The sequence below is a fragment of the Trinickia camelliae genome, assembly GCF_053525655.1.
In genome coordinates this window covers 243,704-262,498 of sequence record NZ_JBCHAA010000002.1, presented here as the reverse complement: position 1 = coordinate 262,498, position 18,795 = coordinate 243,704, and the positions used below count along the sequence as shown (strand labels likewise).

The window sequence follows — 18,795 nt, the reverse complement described above, 5'->3', positions numbered from 1 at the left end:
CCGAAACGACGGGGCGAGCCATGGATGAGAGCGGCGACTTTATCGTGCGCGGGGCCTCGGCCGGCGAGGTGGAAATGTCGGTCGAATGGGCGGCAGCGGAGGGATGGAATCCGGGGTGGCACGACCCGCAGTGTTTCAGGGAAGCCGACCCGGGCGGTTTTTTTGTCGGCGAATGGCGCGGCGAGCCCATCGCGTGCATCGCGGCTGTTGCGTATGACGAGCGCTTTGGCTTCATCGGGCTTTACATCGTGAAGCCGGAGTTTCGCGGCAAGGGCTTCGGCATGCGAGTTTGGCAGCATGGCATGCGTTACCTCGGAGGTCGCAACGTCGGTCTCGATGGTGTCGTCGCGCAGCAGGAGAATTACAAGAAATCGGGTTTTCAGCTGGCTTATCGGAATGTCCGATATCAAGGGCTTGTGCGGGGCATCGGGTGCGCGCAGGTGATTGCGGCGGCCGATGCGCCGTTCGAGCAGCTGCTTGCTTACGACCGACAGTGCTTTCCTGCTGAGCGCGAGCGTTTCATCAGGGCGTGGATTGCGCAGCCGGACGCAGTGGCGATGGCGACGGTCGAGGAGGGACGCGTCGCCGGATACGGCGTTGTGCGACGCTGTCAGGCCGGCTGCAAGATCGGGCCGCTGTTTGCCGACGACGTAGACGTGGCGACCGGGCTCTTTCGTGCGCTGGCGGCGAGCATGCCGGGCGAGGTCATCGTGCTCGATGTGCCGGAGACGAATCCTGCTGCGGTCGCGCTCGCGGAACGGCATGGGATGACGAGCGTTTTCGAAACGGCGCGGATGTACACGAAGGATGTGCCTTCGATTGCGATCGATCGTGTGTTTGGGGTGACGTCGTTTGAGCTGGGGTGAGGGGGCTTTAGCATTAGCGGCGAGCCAGATCTTAAAGATCAAGTCGCTGAAAATACCCTGTCAGTTCGAGATACCCGCGCCCCAACGGTTTTGCCGCGCCGACGGCTTGAGCGGCGCCACTGGCGGTCGCGCTGACGCCTGCGTCAGCCGGAGAGACCGTTTCAGCCCCCGCCCGAAACGCCGTCACCGCCCCCTCCCAATACACCGCCCCCGTGCTCGCTCGGCTATCGAACTCCTGATCGTCCATCAACGGCACGAGCGTCAGATGCACGTCCTCCGCATCGACGCGCATCGCCACCGGATAGCGCGTCCCCGTATGCGGCGAGCGCCACCAGCGCAGCGGCGTGAAGCTCACGCTGTCTGGCGACAGCGCATGCGTACTGCCGTCGGCCGCGCGCAGCGTGCCGCCAGCCCAGAACTTGCGGCCGGCCTTGTCGCGGATCTGAAGCGCCATCAGCGCGCCGCCGTTGTCGAGATCGATGCCGATCCAGTCCCAGCCTACGGCTTCATCCGCGAGCGGCGCCGACGACCATTCGTGATCGAGCCACGCCTGCCCGCGCACGTGCACTTGGTTGCCGCTCGAATGGCCGCCGCGCGTGAGTACGCCATCGACTTGCAGCCCAGGCTGGCTGTAGTAGTAGCTCGCTTCGCTGGGCAGCGGGCCTTTGCGGCTGTAGCCGCCGGCGCCGTTGACGAGCACCGGCTGAGTCGGTTGCAGCGTGAACGCGAAACCGAAGCGGGGCGTGGCCACGTTCAGTCGATAGCGGCCGTCCACATCGCGTTCGAGCGACCAGTCCTCGATATGGACGGCGGTGTCCGCTTCGCTCGCGTCGGCCAAGCCGAAACCCCGCCGCGCTGCGCGCTGCTCATGCTGCAAGCTGCCCGTGCGCGGATCGCTCAACGCCACGTTGGCGAACAGCAATTGATTCGGCGCGAAGCGGCTGGGGTTCGCATCGTCGAGCGCGGGGCGCGAGCGGAAGAACGTCGCCTCGAAGCCAAGCGCGGCATCCGCGTCGCTTTGCAACCAGCCCGTCACATACCACCACTCGGTGCGATAGCTCGAATGCGCGCCGTAGTCGCGCGGGAACACAAGCGGCTGTCCGGCCGAAACGGCTGGAAAGTCCGGCATGCGCGCCCACGCGGGACGCCGGGCTAACAACATCGTCAACGCCGATAACAGGAACAAGCGCCGTTTCATCGCGTCACCAATCATCCCGTACCGCGCGCACCGCATCCACCGACATCGCCGCGCGCGAACTCATGAGCGCCGTCAGCGCGGCGGCCGCCACAACCGCGGACGCGAGCGCCGCAAGCAACCCCCACGGCATATGCAGGCTCATCGTCCAATGAAACGACTGTGGATTGACCACGTGCACGAGCACAATCGCCAGACTCAAGCCGAGCGTCAAACCGGCCATCACGCCAAGCAGCGCGACGAGCGCGCCTTCCATCGCGAGCATGATGCCGATCTGCCGGCGCATCACGCCGAGGTGCCGCAGCATGCCGAACTCGCGCGTGCGTGCGAGCGCTTGCGCGCCGAAGCTCGCGCCGACGCCGAACAGTCCGATGATCACGGCGACCGCCTCCAGCAGATACGTGACGGCGAAGCTGCGGTCGAAAATGCGCAAGCTCGCAGCGCGGATCTCGCCTGGCTGAGCGAATTCGAGGCGCTCGCCGCCGGACACGCTTGTGCGCAAGCGCGCAGCGGCTTGCGCGGGCGCGACGCCCGAGGCGAGCCACAGGGCGGCGTCGGTCTCGCGCGTGTCGTGAGTGAGCCGGCGATAGTCGCTGGCGTTGATCGCGATCGCGCCGAACTGACGCGCGTAGTCGCGCCAGACGCCCGCCACTGTGAACGGCAAGCGTTCTCCCGCAATCGGCAGCGTGATGCGTTGCCCTGGCCGCATGCCGTAGAGATCGGCGACCGCTTCGCTGATCCACACGGGCGGCGGGTCGCCATCGCGCGGCACGAGCGGCGCCGAGGTGAGCGGCAGACGCGCGGCGGGATTGCGCGGATCGATCGGCCGCGCGAGCAGGCTGACGGGCGGCAGGCTCGGGTCGAGCGAGATTTGCGTCGCGCGCAGGAATTCGGCGCGCGCGACGCCGGGCGTGGCGGCGATGGCCGCCTGGTCGCCCGGCGACAGGAATGCGCTGTCGCCGCCCGGCGACGCGCGCAGGTAGAGCGGCGCGGGCAGCAGCAATTGCAGCCAGTCGTCGACCGCCACCCGAAAGCTCGACACCATGATGGCCATGGCGGTCATCAGGCTGAAGCTCGCGACGATGCCCGCGAGGCCGATCGTGGCGCGGCCGGGCGCGTTGGCGAGCTGCGACAGCACGAGTTGCGGCAGCGCGTGGCGCGAGCGGGGCAGCGTGGCGAACACCAAGCGTGCGACGGCGGGCATGGCGAGCACGCCGCCCAGGAGCAGCAGCGCGATCGCGAGGTAGCCGAACACGGGCAAACCGGCCACCGGCGGCAAGAACGTCGACACGAGCCCCGCGCACAAGGCCGCAAGCGCACCGGTCAGGATTCGCTTCGTGCGTAGCCGCGCCGTGGAGACTTCCTCGTCGCCCGCCTTCAGCGCCTGCGCGGGGCGCGCCCGCGCTGCTTCGAGCGCGGGCGCCAGGCTGCCGAGCATCGATGCGACCACGCCCAGCGCAAAAAATATCGCGGCAGGCATCGCATCGAAATGCACGCGCGGCTGGACGCCTTCGAAATAGCCGCCGCCGAGATCGCCGCCCGCATAGCGAAGCACGGCGGCCGCGAGCGCGAACCCGACCGCGAGACCCGCGGCGCCGCCGAGCACGCCGAGCACGGCGCCTTCGGAGACGACGAGCCGCAGCACGCCGCCCCGCGTCACGCCGATCGCGCGCAGCAGCGCGAATTGCGCGCGGCGCCGCAGTGCGGCGAGCGCCTGCATCGTGAAGACGAGAAACGCGCCCGTGAACAGCGCGACGAGCGCGAGCACGTTCAGATTCGCGCGATACGCGCGCGAGAGCATCGACGTGCGGTGCGTGCTCTCGCGCGGCGTGACGGCGGCGACGCCCGCGGGCAAGACCGGCGCGAGCGAATGGGCGAACGCGTCGGCATCGACACCGGCCTTGAGCTTGATATCGATGCGCTGCAGCGTGCCGAGCCGCTGCAAGCGCCATTGCGCAGCTCCGATATCCATTACGCCGACCCGCACCGCTTCTCCCGATGCGGGCAGTACGCCCGCGACGCGCAGCGCAACGGGCGCGAGCCCGACCTGCACCGTCAGCGAATCGCCGGGCTTGAGCGCGAGCCAGGTCAGCGCGGCGGGGGAGAGAAACACGGTGTCGGGGTCGAGCAGATCGAGACTGCCGTGCTTGGCTTGTTCCTCGCGATCGACCCGCCCGATGAGATTCGGCGTGACGTATTGCGCGCGAAACACGTCGACGCCAAGCAGTTTCAGCGATTCATCGCGGCCCGCGACACGCGCATCGACTTCGACCACCGGGCTTGCTGCCGCGACTTCGGGCAAGCTCGCGATGCGCGGGTACAGCGCTTCATCGAAGCCCGCGCGCGGGCCGCGCAGTTCGATATCGGCGTTGCCCATCAGCGCATTGACGGTCGCCGACAGTTCGGTGAGCGCCGCGCGGTTGATCAACTGCACGGCGTAGCCCATCGCGACGCCGGCGGCGATGGCGAGGATGCCGATCAACGTGCGCAGCGGATGACCGCGCATTTCGCCGATGAGGAACGCGGCGCTCAGTCCGCCCGCAGGCATGTCAGTGCTCAAGCGGCTTAACAGGCCCGAGCGGCTCGAGCCCGTCGGGCGTGAGCCGCAGCACGCGGTCGGCGGCAGCGGCCACGGCCGCCGAGTGCGTGGCGAGCAGCACGCCTGCGCCGTTCTTTTGCGCGAGCTCGCGCAGCAGCTCGAGAATCCGCATTGCGGTGTCGTGATCGAGATTGCCCGTGGGCTCGTCGGCCAAGACGAGCCGCGGCTGATGCACGAGCGCACGCGCAATCGCCACGCGCTGCAGCTCGCCGCCCGACAGCTCGCGCGGCAGCGCATGCTCACGTCCGCCGAGCCCCACCGCGAGCAGCGCGAAGGACACGCGCACCGGCACCTCTTTCGGGCGCATGCCGTTCAAGAGCAGCGGCAACGCGATGTTCTGGGCCGCCGAGAGATTCGGCAGCACGTGGAAGGCCTGGAACACGAAGCCCATTTTTTGGCGGCGCTGCAGGGTGGCGGCGTCGTCGTCGAGCGTGGCGAGATCGTGTCCGTCGAAGACGATTTGGCCCGCGTCGGGCCGGTCGAGTCCGGCCGCGAGATTGAGCAGCGTCGACTTGCCGACGCCCGATTCGCCCATGATCGCCACGCACTCCCCGGCGCGCAGTTCGAGATTCACGCCGCGCAGCACGTTGCGCGGTGTTTTGCCGTCGTAGTGCTTCGAGACGTTGGCGAGCGTCAGCATCATGGGTCGATGAATTCCCTTAGTTGCCGCTAATTGCTGTTTGAAGTCGCCGCGCCGGACCGGTAGCGCAGCAGATGATCGGTGCCCGATTCCGAGAGCCAGACTTCGCCCGTGCGTCCCATCATCTGGCGCACGTTCGCATGCTGGCGCGGCAATACCAACACATCGAAATGCTCGCGTTGCGGATCGAAGCGCACGAGCGCGTTCGCGCTCCATTCGCTCAACCAGACGATGTCGTGCGCATCGACGAAGATCGCGTACGCGTGCGGGTCGCTGCCCGGCAACTTCCATTCGCGCCATTGACGCGTCTGCGGATCGAATACGCCGACCTTGCCCGCGTTCCACTCGCTGATCCACACGCGTCCCTTCGAATCGGCCCACGCGCGGCGCGCGCCTTGATTCGGCGTCGGCGGCTCGATGACTTGCGCCGCACCGCTAACCGGATCGATGTGGCCGAGATAGCTGCCCGCGAGCGACGCGAAATAGAGGCTGCCGTCCGGCGTGACGCAGATGCCGTAGGGGCCGCGGCCGCGTGGCGCATCGAAGACGCGCAGGTTGCCGCGCTGCGGATCGAGTTCGCCATAGATGCCGCTTTGCCCGGTAAACCACAGATGCCCGTGCTTGTCGAACACGGCGGTGTTCAGGTTGGCGTCAGGCCGGTTCGGCGGCAGCGGAAAGCGTGTAACGGCAAGCGTTTTCGCATCGACGCGCACGATCGCGTTCAAGCCGCCATCGGTGACCCATGCCGCACCATCGGGGCCGACGATCACGCCGTGTGGCGCCGATCCGCTGCCGAGCGGCACCTGCACGATCTTGCCGCTCGTCGGGTCGAGCCTGCCGAGCACGCCTTGCGCTTGCGCGGTGTACCAGACGGTGCCGTCGGGCGAGGGCGCCACGTCATGCGGCGCGCTGCCTTCCGGCACCGCGAAGCTGTCGAACGGGGGCGGCTGCTGCGCGTACGCGGTTCCCGAGGTTCCGCTAACGAGCGCGCTTCCACAAACGAGCGCGACAAGCACCGCGCCAATCCATCCGATCTTCATGACGTGATCTCGCGTGAGGCAACGCCTATTCGGCGAGCCCCATGCCATGCTGCGGCGAAGTCGTCGTCGAGCCGGGGCGGCGCAGCATCTTGTCGACTTCGCCCGCGTGCAGCTCTTCGACCTGGATCATCTGGCGCGCGAACTCTTCGAGCGCAACGGAGCGGTCTTCAACGAGCGCGAGCAGCTCGCGATAAAGGCCGAGCGCGACCTGCTCGGCCTCGAGCGACTCGCGCAAGATCGAGCCGATATCGAACGTATGGGAATCGAGGAGCGGACCGATGGCAAGCGACGGATAGGCGCCGAGCGTCGTGATCCATTCGCCGGCCTGTTGGGCATGCACGAGCGATTCGTCCGCTTGCTGCCGCAACCAGGACACGATGGGAATGCGGCCGAATCCGAACACCAGGAACGAGTAGTGCGTGTACCGCACCACGCCGGCCAGTTCGGATTCGAGGATCTTGTTCAGCACTGCCACGACCGGTTCCTTCTCGATCTCAGCCATGTCCGCCTCCGTGTTGACGAAAGAGTTTGCAACCGCGCTGACGATGTCGATTGTTGCACTTATCGAGTTTTGCCGCCGAGTTTTGCCACTTTACGAACCCGTTACTCGCTTGGGGCACCTTCAGCACGCCTTTCGCGAAGCGCTCATAATTCGTGTTTCAGCCGTCGAATTACTACTCCAACTATTCGCCAATCGAGCGAGCCCCATGTCAGGTAAACCGCAAACTTCCCGGCCGCTCGTCGTGGCTTCCGTGATGGCCGCGAGCGCGATGGTCGCCATCGAAGCGACGATCGTCTCCACCGCCATGCCGCAAATCGTGGCCGATTTAGGCGGCCTCAGTCTCTATAGCTGGGTTTTCGCTTCGTTCCTGCTCGCGCAGACCGCCACGACGGTCATGTTCGGCAAGCTCGCCGATTTGTACGGGCGCAAGCCCATCATGCTCGCGGGGCTCGTGATCTTCCTGATCGGCTCGGTGCTGGCAGGCTTCGCATGGTCGATGCCGGCGATGATCGTGTTCCGGCTCATCCAGGGCGTCGGCGCGGGCTGCATCCAGCCGGTCACGCTCACGATCATCGGCGATCTCTATCCCGCGCACGAGCGCGGCAAAGTGCAGGGCTGGCTCGCGAGCGTATGGGCGATCTCGGCGGTGCTCGGGCCGATGGCGGGCGGGCTCATCATCAAGGATCTGTCGTGGGCGTGGATCTTCTGGATCAACGTGCCGATCGGTCTCGCGTCCATGTTCGGATTCATGGCGTACCTGCACGAAGAGGAGCGGCACGAGCGGCGTTCGCTCGACCTCGCGGGCGCCGCGCTCTTCACGATCGCGATCGGCGCGCTGATGATGGGGCTCACCGACATCAGCACAGGCGCCGAGCGCGAGTGGTTCGAGTTCGCGCTGTTCTTCGTGTGCTCGGTGCTGTTCGTCTGGCAGGAGCGGCGCGCGGCCGAGCCGATGATCTCGTTCTCGCTGTGGGCGCACCGGCCGATCGCGGCCGCCAACGCGGCGACGCTCTTTTGCGGCATGGCGCTGATGGGGTTGACGACGTTTCTGCCGATGTACGTGCAAGGCGTGCTGCACCGTTCGCCGGTCGTCGCGGGCCTCGCGCTGACGATGATGATGCTCGGCTGGCCCGCGGGATCGACGCTCGCCGCGCGCACGTTCCATCGCTACGGGCTGCGGCGCATCTTGATTGGCGGCAGTCTGTTCCTGCCGATCGGCGCGCTGCCGTTCGTCGTGCTGAACCCGGCCAGCTCGCCGGTCCTTGCGGGCGTGGGTTCGCTCGTGATGGGGCTCGGCATGGGCACGTCGAGCGTCTGCTGTCTGGTGCTGATTCAGGAAATCGTCGGCCCGTCGCAGCGCGGCAGCGCGACGGCGTCGAACCTCTTCTCGCGCAATCTGGGCAGCACGCTCGGTGCTACGATCTTCGGTGCGGTGCTCAACTATGGGCTGGGCCACGCGAAGGGCATGGCGGCGGTCACGAACGATCAATTGCGCCAGCTGCTCGACGCGGGGGCGGCGGCGCGTGTCGAGAACCAGGCGATCCGGCTCGTGCTGCATCAATCGCTTCATCAGACGTTTGTGGCTTTGCTCGTGATCGTCGTGGCGGCGGTCGTGTCCTTGCTGTTCGTGCCGCCGGTGCGCCTCGGGCAGCACGCGCGGCGCGTGTCCACGACCGAAGCGGTCTAGCGTATTGCGCGTTTTTGAGTGAACAGTTAACGAATTGGTGGCGCGCAATGCGAATCCATTAGCGCATCCGTTCGCGGGGGATGGTTCGTATACGGCTTCGAATTGAACCGCTTGGGAGCGTGTCATGTCTACGGGCATCGATGTTCACGAAGAAGGCCGGCAACTGCTGCCGTTTCGCGAATCGGTATTGGCCATGCTCGGCGTGGCCTCGGTATCGATGCTGATCGCGCTCGATCAAACCATCGTCGGCACCGCGCTGCCGCGCATCGTCGCCGAGCTGAGGGGCTTCGATCTCTACGCGTGGGTCGCGACCGCCTACATGCTCGCGTCCGTCATCACGATTCCGATTTTCGGGCGCCTGGGCGACCTGTACGGCCGCAAGCCGTTCATGCTGGCCGCGATCATCGTCTTCACGGTCGCCTCGGTGCTGTGCGGGATAGCCACCAACATGCTCGAGCTCGTGCTCGCGCGCGGCCTGCAGGGGATCGGCGGCGGCATCATGATCGGCACCGTGTTCGCAACGGTCGCCGATCTCTTTCCCGATCCAAAGCTGCGCCTGCGCTGGCTGGTGTTCGTCACGTCGGCGTTCGCGGTGGCCAACATGGTCGGGCCGATGCTCGGCGGCATGCTGACGCAATACGGCGGCTGGCGCCTCGTGTTCTTCGTCAACGTGCCGATTGGCATCGTCGCGCTCTTCTTCGTCCGCCGTTTCTTACCGCATCTTCGCCATTCGCGTGAAGGCGCGCGAATGCGCTTAGACTGGGTCGGCGCGATCGTCGTGGCCGTCACGTTCGGCGCGCTGCAGCTCACGATCGAGCTGTTGCCCAAGCAAGGCTGGAACAATGTGACGATGATGCTCGGCACGCTCGTCACGGTCTGCGCGCTCACGCTGTTCTTCTGGGAAAAGCGCATGGGCTACCCGATCATTCCGGTCGACATGCTGCTCGACCGCAAGCTCTTCGCGCTCTTCGCGATGTCGGTGCTCGGCGGCTTTGCGCTGTTCTCGCTGGTGTTCTACGTGCCGCTCCTGTTCCAAGGCGGGTATGCGATGTCGCCGCACGATTCGGGCACGCTGATCACGCCGCTCCTGCTCGGCACGACGCTCGGCAGCGTCGTGAACAATCGCGTGGTCACGCGCATCCGCCGCGCGAACGCGCTCATGTACATCGGCTTTGCGCTCGCCGCGTTCGCGAGCCTGTCGGTGGTCGCGTTGAAGGGCAACGAGCCGCATCTCGTGTGGATGGCGTGCATGGGCGCGAGCGGCCTGGGCCTCGGGCTGGTGGGGACGAGCCTGACCGTGTGTTCGCAGCAGATCGTCTCGCGCGATCACCTGGGCGCGGCCACGGCATTGCTGCAATCGCTGCGCACGTTCGGCGGCATGCTGGGCACGGTGATGACGGGGGCGCTCCTGGGCCATCTCTACGCGATGGGCGTGCATCGTTCGCTCGACTCCTATCAGGCGACGCAGTGGTTCAAGTCGTTCGCGAGCCCCGAGTTGCTCGTCGATCGCGCGGAGCAGGCCGCGCTGATCAACCGCCTCGTGAGCGCGGGCCACGCCGGCGACGCGATGATGAGTTCCGCGCGTGGCGCGCTGGTGGATTCGATACACGTGGGCCTGACGGTCGCCGCCGCGGCGGCGTTGATCGGGCTGTGCCTCGCGTGGTTCGTGCCGCCCGTGAAAGTGGGCTTTCTCGAGGCGCAGCCACAACAAAGTTGACGCGTTATTAAGCAGATTTTTCGTAAGACTATTGCTCGCGTTTGAAAAGACAAACGTTTGCGCGCGATTTCATCCCTTTGAACGACGGCCAAAACGCTAAAGTCTGCGAGGGTCAGGTCGATATCCCAAGTAGTGACTGAGGACACCGCGACTGGGGACCGGTAGCGACGGTGAGCGTGTCCGCACGGTGCCGAACGGCACATAACAATATCCGCAGGGGAACATCGTGAAGCAGCAAAACTCGTCATGGTCGCGCACGGCGGCTCCGGGCGAAGTCATCTATTCCGAAGGGTACGCAGGCAAGCCGGTGATCTACGTGATCGCGGACGGCAAAGTCGAAATCTCCACGCGTTGCGACGAAAAGAAGGTGGTGCTGGCGACGCTCGGCAAGGGCGAGTTCTTCGGCGAGGCGGCGCTGCTGCCGCAGGAGCCGCGCACGTCCACCGCCAAGGCGCTGTCGTTCTGCCAGTTGAGCGTCATCGACGTGAGCGTGATCGAGGAAGAATTGGAAAGGGTGTCGCCGCTCTTGCGCCACATGATGCGAACGATGATTCGACGCATCAAGAAGAAGGACGATCTGCTCGCGACTTACACGCATGCCGAGTTCCTGCCGGGCGTGCTGTCGTATGCGCACGTGCTGTCCTTGATGGCGGGCGCCGAGTACCGTGAGGAGCGTCTCGGACGCGCACGCCAGGATGAGGCGTCGGTGCCGCTGGGCGAAGTCGTCAAGAAGTGCCGCGCGATTGCCGGTCATTCGCGCCTGCACGTGATGGCGATGCTCAGGCGCATGGAGAAGCTCAATCTGATCTCCATGGAGCACGGGCGCTCGGAGTACCTGGGCAAAGCGGCGACGTCGCAGTCGGCCGACGAAAGCACGAGCGCGCTCAACCGCCAGATGGTCACGTTCGATCCCGTGCGGATCACCGATCGCGCGCAGCAAGTGGCCGATCAGGATCTCGATCTCGCCATCTCCAGCGAGCTCGAACTGATCGAGCTGTCCGATCTCGAAGCGCTGATCGGCGTGGAAAAGAAGGTCATTCTGAACAAGCTGTCTCATGGCGAAATCGCCGAGGACATCTTCGCGTTCCGCAAATCGAGCGTGCTGAACTACGTCGAAGAGAAGGGCGTCTCGTACTTTTCGCGGCGCAGCCGCCGTGCGGTCACGGAGCTGGAGTCGCTCAGCGATCTCGAGTTCGTCGACGAGCGCGCGCTGTTCGATGCGGTCAGCTCGTTCGATACCTACGATCTCGCGAAGCTGCTTGCGTCGATCGCGGAAGAGTCGATCTCCGAGCGGCTGCTCGGTGTCATGACCGAAGCGCGCAAGAAAGAAGTCTCGTGGATCATGCGGCGCGACATCAAGGTCGATCCGATCGAAGTGCAGGATATCGAGCAGCGGTTCATGGAGACGGTGAAGGCGATCAAGTCTCCTGCGCTCAATTCGTCGTCGTCGGCAATGCCCGCCTTCAAGGAATGACATGGACATCCTGACGCTATGCGGCGCGCTGCTGGGCGTGACGGCGATCGTCTTCGGCTTTTCGCTCGAAGGCGGCCGGTTCGCTACGCTCTTTCAGCTTGAAGCGTTCGTGATCGTGCTTGGCGGCACGATCGGCGCGGTCATGATTCAGAACACCTGGGCGCGTTTCTTCGACGGCGTCAAGCAGATCGGCCTCGCGTTCACGAAGGCGAAGGCGGTCGATCAGGACAGCTTGTCCAGGCTGCTCGAATGGGGCGATCACGCGAAGCTGAACGGCATGCTCGCGTTCGAAGGCATGGACGTCAAAGGCATCGATCCGTTCGCGAGAAGAGGCTTGGAGCTGCTGGCAAACGGCGTATCGACGGCGGTGCTCGAAGACGCGCTGCAGCGCGAAGTCGAGGCCTACGAGCGCAATCACATGGCGGCCGCGCGGATTTGGATGCAAGCGGGCGGCTATGCGCCGACGTTCGGCATCCTGGGCTCGGTGCTGGGTCTGATCCAGGTGACGGGCCACATTCTCGAGCCCTCGCAACTCGGGCAAGGGATCGCGGTGGCATTCGTCACGACGCTCTACGGGCTCGGCTTTGCGAACCTGATGTTCCTGCCGCTGTACGGGAAGATCAAGGCGCAGGTGGATAGCGAGTTGCGTTTGCAAAAGCTCTACCTCGATGGCTTTCTCGCCATTTCCCGCAGGGAGTCTCCGCAAACCATCGAGACGCGTCTGACCGGCGATGTGCGTCAACGGTCGAAGGAAGTGCTCGCGTGATGAACGAGTTGCATAAAGACGAGGACGCCGGAGGCAGCACCGAGCGCTGGCTCATTTCGTATTCGGATCTGATCACGACGCTGATGGTGCTGTTCCTCGCGCTTTATGCGCTGGAGCTGGCCAAGTATCGTCAGTTGGAGACGACGGTCGAGACGCAGCGCATCGTCAAGGCGGCAAAGAGCGTCGAGACTACGGACGCTGCAAGCGGCAAGAAAGAAGCGGCGAAGAAGGAGCTGATATCGCTGCTTGGTGCGCTTCGCGACCAAAACCAATTGACGCTGAGCGAGAACTCGCAGGGCGTCGAAATCGGCATCAACGCGAAGGTCCTGTTTCATTCGGGCGATGCGCGCTTGCTGCCGGATTCGATGGATGTGCTGAGCCAGGTGGCGACGGTGCTCAAGAACTATTCGTCGAGCAATATCCTCGTCGAAGGCCATTCCGATAGCGTGCCCATCGCCACCGAAAAATACGAGTCCAACTGGGAGCTTTCGTCGGCGCGCGCGGGGGCCGTGGTGCGGTTTCTCGTCGACAAGGGCATCGAGCCTCATAGGCTCGCGGCGATCGGCCGAGCCGACAATATCCCGCTCGTCATCGGTGACGATGAAGCGGCGCGCGCAGCCAATCGACGCGTGACGATCCTGGTTCAGTACTGAGAGCGTCCTTCTCACTCGACATGGCCGGTGGTTCCCGCGACTAGATCGGGAGCCCCGCGCCGTTTCACGCTTACGCTTTACTCCTCTACGATCTCCGTGCTTATATTCGGTCCACCGCGGTCACCCAAAAAGGGGACCCGAATTCGAGGCACGGAGACCCTATGAATCCATCGGAACGTATCGACGAGTTGATCGCCGGCATCACGGACTGGCGCGGTAAAACCTTCGCCAGCGTTCGCAAGACCATCCTGGCCGCCGACCCGGACATCATCGAGGAGTGGAAGTGGATGGGAAGCCCGGTGTGGGAGCGCGACGGCATCATCGCGGTCGCCGACGCTCACAAAGGGAAGGTGAAGCTGACCTTTATGTATGGGGCGAGCCTGCCCGATCCTGACAATCTTTTCAACGCCGGCCTCGAAGGCAATGCCAGGCGAGCCATCGATTTCTTCGAGGGCGACAAGATCAACGAGCGCGCGCTGAAGACTCTCGTGCGCGCCGCCATCGAATACAACCACACCCATCTGAAGAAGAACGCGCCGAAGAAGACCGCGCCCGCGGCAAGTCGCGCGAAGAAAGTAGACAAAGCTGGCTAGGCGTGACGCTCTAGTTGACGCCTCACCCATCCGCGTTCTGAAGATTGCCGAATTTTGTCGGTATATAAAGACGCCGACGCTTCGGCCCACAAGGCCGATCAAGCACGCGCGACAACCGTCTCGCGCATTGTTACTTCGAGAGCCCGAATGAAATCAACAAAGCCTCTACTTGCCGTAACGCTCGCTTCCTCCCTCTTCGCCGCCTCCAGCGCATCATGGTCCGCTGATGGTCCCCCAGTCGCCCCGATCCGTCCCGTTACCGATACCTACTACGGCACGCCGGTCGTCGACGACTACCGCTACATGGAAAATCTGAAAGACCCGGAAGTCCAGCACTGGATGAAAGGGCAAGCTGACTACACCCGAAAGGTGCTCGACAGCATTCCGGGGCGCGCCACGATGGCCCAGCGCATCCAGAGCTTGATGGGCAACGACTTGCGGCGCGACAACTTCACGCGTCGCGGCGACCGGCTCTTCTACGACCTGTTCGAGCCCGGCGCCAGCGTGCCGAAGCTCGCGTATCGCGACGGCATCAACGGCGAGGAGCATGTGCTCGTCGATCCGGCGAAGCTCTCCACGGACAGCGCACACCACTTCGCGCTCGACTGGTATTCGCCGTCGTGGGACGGCCGCTATGTCGCATACGGCATTTCCGAAGGCGGCTCGGAAAAGAGCGTGCTGCACGTGATGGATTTGAAGACCGGCAAGGCGCTCGCGGAGTCGATCGACCGCACGAGCGATTGCGTCGTGTCGTGGCGCAACGACAACCAGTCGTTCTTCTACCTGCGCTATCCGAAAGCCGGGCCCGACACGCCGCCCGCGTTGAGCGAGTACAACGCCGCGACGTTCCTGCACGTGCTCGGCCAGCACCCCGAAGGCGACGGCGACGAAGCGGTCTTCGGCAAAGGCGTATCGAAGGATGTCGAGGTGCCGGAAGGTCAGGCGACCTATGTGCTGCTGTCGCCGGATTCGCGGTATGCCGTCGCTGTCGCGAATCGCAACATGGACGACAACCCGAACACCTTCTACGTCGCGCCGCTCGACAAGATCAATGGTGCAAAGACGCCGTGGAAGAAGATCGCGACGCCCGAAGACGGCGTGACCGATGTGCAGTTGCGCGGCGATCGTCTTTACGTGCTGACGGAAAAAGGCGCACCGCGCTTCCAGATTGTGTCGATGCCGCTCGCCCATCCGGATCTTGCGCTTGCCGATACGGTCGTGCCGCAAGGCGCGAACGTGATCGACGGGTTCGAACTCGCGAGCGACGCCATTTACGTGTCCGAACGCGCCGGCGCGAGCTTCCAGCTTCAGCGCGTGTCGTTCGACGGCAAGGACAGCAAGTCGATCGCGCTTCCGTTTGACGGCACCATCCGCGGCCTGGCCACCGACGCGCACGCGCCTGGCGTCATGTTCGGCCTGCAAGGCTGGGTCAAGGCGCCTCGCGAGATGGCGTATCAGCCGGGCGCGGCTGCCGCTACCGACACCGGCCTCGTTCCGCCGTCGAAGACGGAATCCGACGCATACGAAGCGCACGACGAGTTCGCCACGAGCTACGACGGCACGCGCGTGCCGGTGTCGATCATCGCGAAGAAGGGCGTAACGCGCGACGGCTCGCACCCGACGATCGTGTTGGGCTACGGCAGCTACGGCCTGTCGCTGGACCCGGCGTACCGGCCCGAGTGGCAAGCGTGGCTCGACCAGGGCGGCATCCTCGCGGTCTCGCACATGCGCGGCGGCGGGGAATACGGCGACGCATGGCATCGCGCGGGACAGAAGCTCACGAAGATCAACACGATGCTCGACTTCATCGCTTCCGCGCGCCACATGATCGGGCAACGCTACACGCAGTCGAAGTATCTGGCTGCCAATGGCCGGAGCGCGGGCGGGATTGTGATGGGAGGTGCGCTGACGATCGATCCGGGGCTGTTCCGCGTCGTGCTTGACGACGTCGGCGTGTCGGATGCGTTGCGCTTCGAGACGGAACCGAACGGTCCGCCGAATGTGCCGGAGATGGGCTCGACTTCAACCGAAGCCGGTTTTCATGGCCTGTATGCGATGAGCGCCTATGCGCACATCCATGACGGCACGCCTTATCCCGCAGTGCTGTTTACAACGGGAGCCAACGATCCGCGCGTGTCGCCGTGGCACATGATGAAGATGGCCGCTCGCGTGCAAGAAGCCACGAGCAGCGGCCGTCCGGTGCTGTTGCGCGTCGACTACGACGCCGGTCACGGCATGGGTTCGAGCACCGCGCAACGCGCGAACCAGCTGGCCGACTCGTGGTCGTTCGCGTTGTGGCAGATGGGAGTGGCAGGGTTTCAGCCGCGGCAGTGATTGCCGCGGCGTCTTCCTTAGCCGTTATTGCCCGGTGTAGCCGGTCGGTACGGTGACGTTGGCCTTGATCGCGCTCGGATTCGAGGACACGACGTAGATCGGGGCCTCGGTCAGCGTCAGATTCACCACGCCGTTCGTGTAAGGCACGGTGCTCGCGTTGCCCATCATGTCGAGCACCGTCACGTTGCCGCTCGCGCCGCTCGAATCGACGGTCAGCGAGTAGCTCGTGCTGTACGTCGAGCTATAGCTGCCCGCCGACGTCGGCCACTGCGCATTGTTGTGCGTCCACAAGGCGGTGATGACCGTGTTGCCCGAGAGTTGCTGGAACGCATAGCCGTACACCATCGACGGCAAGCCGTTCAGGCGTCCGAGCGTCTGCGTGCCGTCGACAATGCGCGTCATGGCTGCGAACGCCATCGCTTCCGGCTTCGGGCTCAGGTTCGTTGCACCGTAGTTGCCCTGCGCATCGACGATGTCGAAGAACGAACCGTAGCCGACTTCACCCGGGTAATCCGGCCCGTAGAAGAAGTACGTCACCTGTGCGCCTTCGCCGAGGATGATCAGGTGTGCGCGCGCGGCGACAGCAGCCTGTGCGTAGAGCTGGTTGGCCGACGGCGAGTTCGGGCCGTAGTTCACGTTCGAGTCGTAGCTGATGCCGAGCTCGGTCGACCAGAGCTTCATGTTCGGCTTGATCGTCTGCATTTCCGAGCGCAGTTGCTGCATCTGCTTGTCGAGCGCGTTGGCCACGTTCGCCGGGTTCGAGTCCGTGTCATACAGCTCCGGCGGATGCGCCGGGTACGTGCCGGCGTTGTAGTAGCCGTGCGTCGTGACGCCGTCGATGTACTGGCCCAAGCCCAGTGCCGCGTAGGTTTGCAGATAGCCGCTCGTGCACTCGGTCGAGCAGTTCGCCACCAGCGGGTTGGTCGTGCCCATGACGACGGCGTTCGGGTCCGTCGCATGCAGGCCCTTGTAGACCGCCGCGTACATCGAGACGAAGTTCGCCTGCGAATCCACCCACTGCGGCTCCCACGTCACCTGGTAGTAGTTCTTCGACTGGTTCGGGAAGTAAGCCTTGCGGTCCGCTTCCGTATCCGTGCCGACGCGCTGCATGTAGCTCTGGTAGTAGCTCATGTTGGTCGGCGCGTTCGTGTCGTCCTGATAGCCGCCGGTGGGGCTGGCCCACGCGGGAATGCCGTCGAGGCGCACGAGACGCATGACCTTGCCACTCGTGTAGGCCGAGTCGAGGCTCGAGAGCGACGGCGTCCACGTGTTCGGGCCGCTCGGCTCCATCGTGGAGAGCTCGCGGTCGTCGATCGTCTGCGAGATGCCGAGATCCGACAGCGCGGCGGCATTGCTGTTGAAGCCCTGCATGCCGAAGCGGTGTTGATCCTGGTGCGCGTACGAGACGGTCGGGATGGCGCTCGAGACGTTGGGCATGATGCCGAACGTGGCAATGCCGGACGGACGCGTGCCGGCTTCAGGCAGGGTGCCGCCTGCGTTGGCGAGTGTCGCGGTCACGGCGAAGTAGCCGCCGAGCGAGGACTTGCACGAGAGCGTGTTCGTCTGCGCGCCGCTTGCGACCGGGAACGTGCCGCTGCCCTTGATGTTGCCGAGGGCATCTTGAACGGACCACGTGACGGTATCGGACGACGACGCGTTGGTGACGAACTGCATCGGGAACGTGCTGCCCGCAGCGAACAGGCGCGTGCCATCCGAGCTCGGCGTATCGGCGGTGATCACGCCGTTGGTGCTGCCGCCGGATGACGTCGCGGGCGCGGCGCAGCTGATGGCGCCGCTCGACGACGTGCCCGTCGAGGAGCTGCCCGTAGTCGACGACGATCCGGAGCCGCTGCTCGTGCCGGTGCTCGAACCCGAACCCGTGGTGCTACCCGTGCCCGTGGTCGAGCCGGTGCTCGAGCCCGTCTTCGAGCCGGACGTCGAGCCGGACGTCGAGCCGGACGTCGAGCCGGAAGTGCTGCCCGTGCTGGTGCCCGACGTCGAACCGGAGCCCGTGGAGGCGGTGGAGGTCGACGGAATCCAGCAGCTCTTGTTCGTGCCGTAGGCGGGATCGCCGCCGAACGCCGTGTTCGTGCACGCCACGCCGTTCGTGAAGCTCTTCGTCACGTTGTTAGCGGTCGTGCTGGCGCCGAAGATCACGTTCACCGTCCCCGTGAAGGAGCAGTAGCCGTTTTCAGACGCGCATTTGGTCCACGAGGTTGTCCCCGTCGTGGAGCTTCCGGTGCCCGTGCTGGTGGTCGAGCCGGAGCCAGAGCTGGAGCCCGTGCTGCTCGACGTCCCGCTGGCGTACCAGCAGCTCTTCGAATAGCCGTAGGCCGGATCGGTTGAGGAAACGACGCCGTTGGTGCAGCTCACGCCGTTCGTGAACGGTCCGTTGACGTCATACGAGGTGCTGGTGCCGAAGATCACTTTGGCGGACCCGGAGAACGAGCAGAACTGGTTCTCTTGCGCGCAAAGCGTGTAAGTGACCCCGCCGACGTTGAGGGTGCTCTGAGCGTGAGCGCTGGTAGTCCAGAGCGCCGCGAGGCTCAACATCAACCCGAACAGGACTTCGGTAAAACGTACTCTAGTATTGATCCGCCAAATTGGAATGGCGGATAGACGAAGATTTATGGCTTCTCGATTCGACACGACGTGACCCTTTTTGCGTGGTTGAGTCTGAGGATTTAGGCACGTCGCATGCTAATGGAAATCTAAATTTGGAAAAAGGC

Annotated in this window: 16 protein-coding genes; 10 read left to right on the top strand and 6 right to left on the bottom strand. The window is 64.7% G+C overall.

All coding sequences use genetic code 11. The annotated features are described in order from the left end of the window. Positions 1-20: 20 nt before the first annotated feature. Positions 21-866 (top strand): GNAT family N-acetyltransferase, encoded by an 846-nt coding sequence (locus AAHK20_RS04625; RefSeq protein ID WP_449180265.1) that lies wholly within the window; start codon positions 21-23, stop codon positions 864-866. A gap of 31 nt (positions 867-897) precedes the next feature. Here the strand turns inward: AAHK20_RS04625 and AAHK20_RS04620 are convergent, their stop codons facing one another. From AAHK20_RS04620 to AAHK20_RS04600, 5 genes are read right to left on the bottom strand one after another with little or no spacing between them, the layout of a single operon-like run. Next, positions 898-2,064, bottom strand: a complete 1,167-nt coding sequence (locus AAHK20_RS04620; RefSeq protein ID WP_449180264.1) for a lipocalin-like domain-containing protein — start codon at positions 2,062-2,064, stop codon at positions 898-900. A gap of 4 nt (positions 2,065-2,068) precedes the next feature. Next, positions 2,069-4,609, bottom strand: a complete 2,541-nt coding sequence (locus tag AAHK20_RS04615) for an FtsX-like permease family protein (RefSeq protein WP_449180263.1) — start codon at positions 4,607-4,609, stop codon at positions 2,069-2,071. 1 nt (position 4,610) lies between these two features. Next, positions 4,611-5,300 (bottom strand): ABC transporter ATP-binding protein, encoded by a 690-nt coding sequence (locus AAHK20_RS04610; RefSeq protein WP_449180584.1) that lies wholly within the window; start codon positions 5,298-5,300, stop codon positions 4,611-4,613. 29 nt (positions 5,301-5,329) lie between these two features. Next, the gene (locus tag AAHK20_RS04605; protein ID WP_449180262.1) at positions 5,330-6,340 is read right to left on the bottom strand and encodes a Vgb family protein; all 1,011 of its coding nucleotides are present in this window, start codon (positions 6,338-6,340) and stop codon (positions 5,330-5,332) included. Positions 6,341-6,365: 25 nt separating this feature from the next. After that, complete coding sequence (locus AAHK20_RS04600; RefSeq protein ID WP_449180261.1) at positions 6,366-6,842, bottom strand: ferritin-like domain-containing protein; 477 nt, start codon at positions 6,840-6,842, stop codon at positions 6,366-6,368. Between the two features lie 205 nt (positions 6,843-7,047). On the opposite strand from AAHK20_RS04600, the gene AAHK20_RS04595 reads away from it, so the two are divergent. The 7 genes from AAHK20_RS04595 (at position 7,048) to AAHK20_RS04565 (ending at position 16,066) form a co-directional block, all read left to right on the top strand. Then, a complete protein-coding gene (locus AAHK20_RS04595) occupies positions 7,048-8,529 on the top strand; it encodes an MDR family MFS transporter (protein WP_449180260.1) in 1,482 nt (493 codons plus the stop codon). Between the two features lie 124 nt (positions 8,530-8,653). Then, positions 8,654-10,246 (top strand): MFS transporter, encoded by a 1,593-nt coding sequence (locus AAHK20_RS04590; protein WP_449180259.1) that lies wholly within the window; start codon positions 8,654-8,656, stop codon positions 10,244-10,246. 226 nt (positions 10,247-10,472) lie between these two features. Next, positions 10,473-11,720, top strand: a complete 1,248-nt coding sequence (locus AAHK20_RS04585; RefSeq protein ID WP_449180258.1) for a cyclic nucleotide-binding domain-containing protein — start codon at positions 10,473-10,475, stop codon at positions 11,718-11,720. Between the two features lies 1 nt (position 11,721). Then, on the top strand, positions 11,722-12,486 hold the full coding sequence (locus tag AAHK20_RS04580; RefSeq protein WP_449180257.1) for a flagellar motor protein: 765 nt from the start codon (positions 11,722-11,724) through the stop codon (positions 12,484-12,486). Then, positions 12,486-13,139 (top strand): OmpA family protein, encoded by a 654-nt coding sequence (locus AAHK20_RS04575; protein WP_449180256.1) that lies wholly within the window; start codon positions 12,486-12,488, stop codon positions 13,137-13,139. The genes AAHK20_RS04580 and AAHK20_RS04575 overlap by 1 nt, the downstream gene beginning before the upstream one ends. Positions 13,140-13,300: 161 nt before the next feature. After that, a complete protein-coding gene (locus tag AAHK20_RS04570) occupies positions 13,301-13,732 on the top strand; it encodes a DUF1801 domain-containing protein (RefSeq protein ID WP_449180255.1) in 432 nt (143 codons plus the stop codon). Positions 13,733-13,879: 147 nt separating this feature from the next. Further along, on the top strand, positions 13,880-16,066 hold the full coding sequence (locus tag AAHK20_RS04565) for a prolyl oligopeptidase family serine peptidase (protein ID WP_449180254.1): 2,187 nt from the start codon (positions 13,880-13,882) through the stop codon (positions 16,064-16,066). 24 nt (positions 16,067-16,090) lie between these two features. Here AAHK20_RS04565 and AAHK20_RS04560 read toward each other — a convergent pair whose 3' ends face one another. Beyond that, positions 16,091-17,806 (bottom strand): hypothetical protein, encoded by a 1,716-nt coding sequence (locus tag AAHK20_RS04560; RefSeq protein WP_449180253.1) that lies wholly within the window; start codon positions 17,804-17,806, stop codon positions 16,091-16,093. On the opposite strand from AAHK20_RS04560, the gene AAHK20_RS04555 reads away from it, so the two are divergent. Both AAHK20_RS04555 and AAHK20_RS04550 read left to right on the top strand, forming a co-directional pair. Further along, positions 17,772-18,128 carry a hypothetical protein gene (locus tag AAHK20_RS04555; RefSeq protein ID WP_449180252.1) on the top strand — a complete coding sequence of 119 codons (357 nt, stop codon included), beginning with the start codon at positions 17,772-17,774 and terminating at the stop codon, positions 18,126-18,128. The genes AAHK20_RS04560 and AAHK20_RS04555 overlap by 35 nt on opposite strands. Before the next feature lie 297 nt (positions 18,129-18,425). Next, positions 18,426-18,548 carry a hypothetical protein gene (locus AAHK20_RS04550; protein WP_449180251.1) on the top strand — a complete coding sequence of 41 codons (123 nt, stop codon included), beginning with the start codon at positions 18,426-18,428 and terminating at the stop codon, positions 18,546-18,548. Positions 18,549-18,795: the final 247 nt, after the last annotated feature.